6 protein-coding genes are annotated in these 6,266 nt (G+C 70.5%); all 6 read left to right on the forward strand.

Features of this window, described 5'->3' with window-relative positions:
• Positions 1-2: 2 nt before the first annotated feature.
• Genes cpaB through GD880_RS18870 form a run of 6 tightly spaced genes read left to right on the forward strand, consistent with a single transcriptional unit; the run spans position 3 to position 6,013 of the window.
• Complete coding sequence (gene cpaB / locus GD880_RS18845) at positions 3-758, forward strand: Flp pilus assembly protein CpaB (RefSeq protein WP_152233151.1); 756 nt, start codon at positions 3-5, stop codon at positions 756-758.
• Positions 755-1,957, forward strand: a complete 1,203-nt coding sequence (locus GD880_RS18850) for an AAA family ATPase (protein WP_152233152.1) — start codon at positions 755-757, stop codon at positions 1,955-1,957. Before cpaB ends, GD880_RS18850 begins: the two co-directional genes overlap by 4 nt.
• Entirely contained in the window at positions 1,954-3,513 is a 1,560-nt protein-coding gene (locus GD880_RS18855; protein WP_226909823.1) for a CpaF family protein, read from the forward strand. Before GD880_RS18850 ends, GD880_RS18855 begins: the two co-directional genes overlap by 4 nt.
• On the forward strand, positions 3,510-4,457 hold the full coding sequence (locus tag GD880_RS18860; RefSeq protein WP_226909824.1) for a type II secretion system F family protein: 948 nt from the start codon (positions 3,510-3,512) through the stop codon (positions 4,455-4,457). Before GD880_RS18855 ends, GD880_RS18860 begins: the two co-directional genes overlap by 4 nt.
• A gap of 14 nt (positions 4,458-4,471) precedes the next feature.
• Positions 4,472-5,371: a type II secretion system F family protein gene (locus tag GD880_RS18865; RefSeq protein WP_152233153.1), complete on the forward strand. Its 900-nt coding sequence runs from the start codon at positions 4,472-4,474 to the stop codon at positions 5,369-5,371.
• A gap of 15 nt (positions 5,372-5,386) precedes the next feature.
• Positions 5,387-6,013: a prepilin peptidase gene (locus tag GD880_RS18870; RefSeq protein ID WP_226909825.1), complete on the forward strand. Its 627-nt coding sequence runs from the start codon at positions 5,387-5,389 to the stop codon at positions 6,011-6,013.
• Positions 6,014-6,266 lie beyond the last annotated feature (253 nt).

Below are 6,266 nucleotides of genomic sequence, written 5' to 3' on the forward strand. Positions count from 1 at the left end.
CCATGATCCGTCGACTCCTCGCCGCAGTGGCAGCGATCCTGCTGGCCGCGATCGGTGCCCTCGTCCTCGTGACCTACGTCGGCAACGCCGACGAGCGGGCCATGGCCGGCATGCGGACCACCGAGGTCCTCGTCGTCACGGCCCCGGTCGCCGAGGGCACGCCCGCGGCGGACCTCAAGGAGGCAGTGACCCTCGAGACCCTCCCAGCCAAGGCGGTGCCGGCAGGCGCGGTCGCCACGCTCGATAGCCTCGCCGGCAAGGTCATCACCGCCGATCTGCAGCCGGGGGAACAGCTCCTTGCCGCCCGTTTCGCCGACCCGGCGACACTGGCGAAGGCCGGCGCGGTGGAGGTGCCGCCGAACATGCACGAGGTCTCGGTGCTCCTCGACCCGCAGCGCGTAGTTGGGGGCCGCGTGACCGCTGGCGACACCGTCGGCGTGTTCGTCTCGCTCGGCGGCAAGACCCACCTCACCCTGCACAAGGTGCTGGTGACGCACGTTCAGGGTGGGGTGGTCCCCCCCGCCCAGGACGGGGCGACCACCGATGTCGCGCCAGCTGCGGCCGGGGACGGGGGCGCCGCCGCGACGCCAGAGCCCGCGCCGTCGAGCAGCGTCATGGTGACCTTCGCCCTCAGCGCCCCGGATGCGGAGAAGGTCGTCTTCGCCGCGGAGAGCGCCAGCATCTGGCTCTCGAAGGAGGGTGCCGAGGTCCCCCAGGACGGGACGCGCGTCGTCACCGAAGGGAACGTGTACGAATGAGCATCCTCCTTGCCACAACCTCCACCGACCTGGAGGACCGGATCCAGCGCGCCACATCGGGGCACGTGCTCTCGATCAAAGGTCCGCTCCCCGACCGGCCTGAGGAGCTGCTGTACCGGCTCGTCGGCTCACCCGTTCCCCAGGTCGTCGTGCTCGACGCGCAGGCGTCCTCCGTGCAGGCCCTCGGCCTCGCAGCCGGGTTCGCCGTCACGTCGCCAGGAACCAGCGTGCTGCTGGTGAGCGATCTGTGGCAGGAGATCGGCATGGACGCGATGCGGGCCGGCGTGCTCGACATCCTGCATCCCTCGGCCGAGATCGCCGACATCCAGGTGGCCCTGGAACGAGCCGAACGGGTGGCACAGCTGCGCGGTCAGCCCCAGACCACCGCGCCGACGACGGTGGATCCGACCACGGCCACCGTCGCCGGCGGGCGGGTGATCAGCGTCGTCTCGCCCAAGGGCGGTGTAGGCAAGACGACCGTCTCGACCAACTTGGCAGTCGGTCTGGCCAAGGCGGCGCCGCAGTCCGTGGTGCTGGTGGACCTGGACATCCAGTTCGGCGACGTCGCCAACGCCCTCAACCTCGAGCCCGAGTACCAGCTGCCCCAGATGGTCCGGGGCGACGCGGCGCGCGACACGATGGTGCTGAAGACCTTCCTCGCTCTGCACCCGACCGGCCTGTACGTCGTCAGTGGACCAGAGTCGCCGATCGAGGCCGACGGGATCGACGGCGAGATGGTCGGCCATCTCCTCGACCAGCTCGCGGCAGAGTTCCGGTTCGTCGTCGTCGACACGGCCCCGGGGCTGTCCGAGCACACGCTGGCCGCCATGGACCGCACCACCGACCTGGTCCTGATCACCAGCATGGACGTGCACGGGGTGCGTGGGCTCCGCAAGGAGCTGGACACGCTCGACGACCTCGGGATGTTCACCGACGCGCGCCACATCGTCCTCAATTTCGCCGAGAACGGGCGCGGACTGTCCACCGCCGACGTCCGCGCCACCCTCGGCACCGATGTCGACCTGGTCCTGCCCGTCTCGAGGTCCGTGCCGGCGTCGGTCAACCAGGGGATCCCCTTGCTGCAGAGCAGCATGCGCAGCCCCGTCACCAAAGAACTCGCTCGGCTCGTGGCGCGCTTTGCGCCGCCGGTTTCCACCGGGCGAGGCCGTCACCGTCGATCCTGGGTAGGTGCACGATGAGCTTGTCTGAGAGGTTGCGGGCGCGACACACGGACGAAGCCGCCACGGGGGTCTCCGACCCGCTGGCGCCGTTCGCCCCACCGCCGACCGCCGCGTCGGGCGATGGGTGGCTCCCGCCGTCGCCCCCCGCGGGTGTCCCAGCGCCGCCGGCAGGTGCGTCGGGGCCTCACGCCGCGCTGGCCACGCTGCCCGCAGTGCCCGCGCTCGCCGAACCGGCCCCCGCGACGCTGTCCTCCCGGCTCGGTGCCCCCGCCCTGCCGGCGCCCGTGAGCGATGCCCTGGCCCGGCTGAAGAACCGTGCGGAGGACGCGCTGTACGAGCGCGTCGGGGGCCGGCTGAGTGATCCGTCGCTCAGCGAGGAGCAGCTGCACGCCCTCGTGCGCGCCGAGCTCAACTACGTGGTCGAGGAGGAGAAGGTCCCGCTCACCGGGGAGGAGCGCAGGCGCCTCACCCGCGAGGTGCTCGACGAGGTCCTCGGGCTCGGCCCGCTCCAGCGCCTGCTCGACGACGAGTCCGTCACCGAGGTCATGGTCAACGGCCCGGAGATGGTCTACGTCGAGCAGCACGGCAAGCTCTCCCGCACCAGCGTCAGATTCTCCTCCGACGAGCACCTGCGCCGCATCATCGAGCGCATCGTCTCCAAGGTCGGACGGCGCATCGACGAGTCCTCGCCGTTGGTCGACGCCCGGCTCGCGGACGGCTCCCGTGTCAACGCCGTCATCCCGCCGCTGGCGTTCAGCGGCGCGACGCTGACCATCCGGAAGTTCGCCAAGGACCCGTTCAAGGTCGACGACCTCATCCGGTTCGGCACGATGAGCCCGTCGATGGCCGAGCTGCTCCACGCCTGTGTGGAGGCGCGGCTCAACATCATTGTCTCCGGCGGCACCGGCACCGGAAAGACCACGCTGCTCAACGTCCTCTCCTCCTTCATCCCCGAGGGTGAGCGCATCGTCACCATCGAGGACGCCGTCGAGCTCCAGCTCCAGCAGGAGCACGTGGTGCGCCTCGAGGCCCGGCCTCCCAACTCGGAGGGCAAGGGCGAGATCACCATCCGCGACCTCGTCCGCAACTCCCTGCGCATGCGGCCGGACCGCATCGTCGTCGGCGAGGTCCGCGGCGGAGAGTCCCTGGACATGCTCCAGGCGATGAACACCGGTCACGATGGGTCGATCTCGACCGTGCACGCCAACTCGCCCCGGGACGCCATCGCCCGCCTCGAGACGCTGGTGCTCATGGCCGGCATGGACCTGCCGCTGCGGGCCATCCGTGAGCAGGTGTCCTCCGCCATCGACGTCATCGTCCAGCTGGCCCGCCTGCGCGACGGGACTCGCCGGATCACGGCGATCACCGAGGTGCACGGCATGGAGGGGCAGACGGTCACCCTCCAGGACGCCTTCGTCTTCGATTTCTCCGCGGGGGTGGCCCCCGACGGCCGGTTCCTCGGCACCACCATTCCCACGGGCGTCCGCCCCCGGTTCACCGACCGATTCGCCGAGCTCGGCATCGGCGTCTCCCCGCAGATCTTCGCTCCCGTGCCGGGAAGGCCGCTTCGATGAACGGGCTCATGACCTCGCCGGGCACCGTCTACGGCGCCATCGGCGCGTGCGCCCTAGCGGTGGCGATCGGCGTCTACCTCCTTCTCGGCCCCGGTCCGGTGCGGGTACCGCTGGCCCGGCGCCGGCCCGGGGTTGCCCCGGCCGCCGGGCCCTGGGCGGGCGCCGCGACGGCGGCGACCGGCGCCGTCGAGCGGGCGATGCGGCGCCGCGGGACCCGGCTCGGCGCGCTGGAGCTGGCGGGTGTGCGGATGCGGCCGCAGGACTTCGTCTTCCTCGTCGCCATGGTGAGCGTCGTAGCCGGGGCGGTGGGGCTCGTGCTGTCCGGGCCCCTGATCGGGCTGTTGCTCGCCGGGCTCAGCCCCGTCGGGGCCAAGGTGTACCTGCGGGCGCGCACCGCCCGCCGCCAGCGAGTCTTCGCGGACCAGCTCGGCGACTCGCTGCAGCTGATGTCCTCGAGCCTCCGCGCCGGCCACAGCCTGCCCCAGGCCCTGGCGTCGGTGGCCCGGGAGGCGGAGGCGCCGACCTCGGAGGAGTTCTCCCGCGTCATCAACGAGATGCGCATGGGCCGCGACCTCACCGACGCGCTGGACGAGACATCCGCCCGCCTCGGCAGCCAGGACTTCCTGTGGGTCACGCAGGCGATCGCCATCAACCGTGAGGTCGGGGGCAACCTCGCCGAGGTGCTCGACGGTGTGGGGCACACGATTCGCGAGCGCAACCAGATCCGTCGCCAGGTCAAGGCGCTCAGTGCCGAGGGCAAGCTCTCCGCGATCATCCTCATGCTCCTGCCGATCGGGATCACCGGGTTCTTGTCGCTGACCAACCCCGAGTACATCGGCAAGTTCACCCAGAGCCTGGTGGGGTATGCCCTCATCGGCATCGCCGTCGTCCTCCTCATGGTCGGCGGGGTCTGGCTCGCCAAGACCGTGAAGATCAAGTTCTGAGAGCGGAGACCGCCATGCCCGCACTAGTGATCGTCGCGATCGCCGCCGTCAGCGTGGCCCTGCCGCTGGCCGCGTGGTCCGTCCTCGCCCATCCGGACCGGGTGCGCCAGCAGTCCGTGGCCAACCTGCAGCGAGGACTCGATGCCCGCACCCCGGGGGCCTTCGTCGCCGTGGGACAGCGCGGCGGCTTCCGTGCCTTCGCGCGCCGTCTGACGCCGGCGGGACACGTCAGGCGGATCGACCGGCTGCTCGCCCGGGCCGGCCGGCCCCCGGGGTGGCCGTTGGACCGGGTGCTCTCGGTCAAGCTCGTGCTGCTCTTCTCCTTTGTGGTGGGCAATCTCTTCTACATCAGCGTCGTCCACACCCCGATCGTCAAGGTCATTGCCGTCACGGCCACGTTGTGCGCCTACTTCCTGCCCGAGCTGCTGCTGCAGAACCGCGGAATCAAGCGACGTGACCAGATCCAGCTCGAGCTGGCGGACACCCTCGACCAGATGACCATCGCTGTCGAGGCCGGGCTGGGCTTCGACTCCGCCATGGCGCGGGCGGGGAAGAACGGCAAGGGGCCGTTGGCGGAAGAGCTTGTCCGCACCTTGCAGGACATCCAGCTGGGACAGTCGCGGCGGCAAGCCTACGAGGCATTCCTGGAGCGCGTCGACGTGCCGGACCTGCGCCGGTTCCTCCGCGCGGTGATCCAGGCCGACATGTATGGCATCGCCGTGGGCGACGTGCTGCGCACCCAGGCAGCCGAGATGCGCCTCAAGCGCCGCCAGCGGGCCGAGGAGAAGGCCATGCAGATCCCGGTCAAGGTGATCTTCCCGCTGATCATGTGCATCCTGCCGGTGCTGTTCATCGTCCTGCTCGGGCCGGCGGCGATGGACATCGTGGCCGCCTTCACGGGCGGAGGCCTCTGAGTGGGGCTCGGGGCGGTGCTCGTCTCCGCCCTCGGCGTCGGCGGCGGGGCGTGGGGACTCGGGTCGTTCATGCGGACGACGGCGGCCATCCGCTCGCGGTGGCTGACCTCGCCCGTGCATGTGGTGCTGGCCTTCGTCCTGGGCGGGGCGGTGGCGCTCCTCGCGGACGGCTGGACGGAGCTCGCCGCGTTCGCATTGCTGGCCCTGGCGTGCGCGCTCCTCGTCGTCATCGATCTGGCCGCGTACCGCCTGCCCGACGTCATCGTGGGCCCGATGTATCCGATCTTCCTCGGCGGACTCGCTGTGGCTACCGCCGTCGACGGGGACTGGGGACGCCTGGGTCGGGCTGTGGGGGCGGGCGTCATCCTCGCGGCCTGCTACTTCGTCCTGGCGTTCATCTCGCCGGCCGGTCTGGGGCTGGGCGACGTCAAGCTCTCAGGGCTGCTTGGGCTGTTTCTCGGTTGGCTCGGGTGGCCCGAGCTGCTCCTGGGCAGCACGGCGGCCTTCGTACTGAGTGCGGCATTCGCCATCGCGCTGCTCATAGCGCGGAGGGCTGACCGGCACACCGCCTTCCCTTTCGGGCCTTGGATGGTGCTCGGCGCCGTCGTGGGCGCTGCGTTGGGGCCCGCTCTCGCGAGCTAATTCTCCGGCGATGCACCTGAGCACATCGCCCGCGGCGCTTCGAGCGATTTCGGGAGGAATCCGCGTCTGCTTCTCCGCAAAGAACCACACCCGTCTCAGTAAGTGGCACACCGGCGGGATGAAACCGGCTCTTCAGAATTGAGGGTGTAGTCGGGGTCTGAATCCGCCGGCCTCTAGCAGGGATCTGGCGATGTAGTTGGTGAGGTTGCGGAAGCCGAGGGCGGAGCCTCGGAGGTGCTCGAGTCGGCCGTTC

It is taken from the genome of Georgenia ruanii (genome assembly GCF_009193175.1).
In the GTDB taxonomy this organism is placed as follows: domain Bacteria; phylum Actinomycetota; class Actinomycetes; order Actinomycetales; family Actinomycetaceae; genus Georgenia; species Georgenia ruanii.

Coding starts and splice junctions, on each gene's coding strand:
- GD880_RS18850 (WP_152233152.1), top strand. CDS start 755: ATGAGCATCCTCCTTGCCACAACCTCCACCGACCTGGAGGACCGGATC.
- GD880_RS18865 (WP_152233153.1), top strand. CDS start 4,472: ATGCCCGCACTAGTGATCGTCGCGATCGCCGCCGTCAGCGTGGCCCTG.
- GD880_RS18855 (WP_226909823.1), top strand. CDS start 1,954: ATGAGCTTGTCTGAGAGGTTGCGGGCGCGACACACGGACGAAGCCGCC.
- cpaB (WP_152233151.1), top strand. CDS start 3: ATGATCCGTCGACTCCTCGCCGCAGTGGCAGCGATCCTGCTGGCCGCG.
- GD880_RS18860 (WP_226909824.1), top strand. CDS start 3,510: ATGAACGGGCTCATGACCTCGCCGGGCACCGTCTACGGCGCCATCGGC.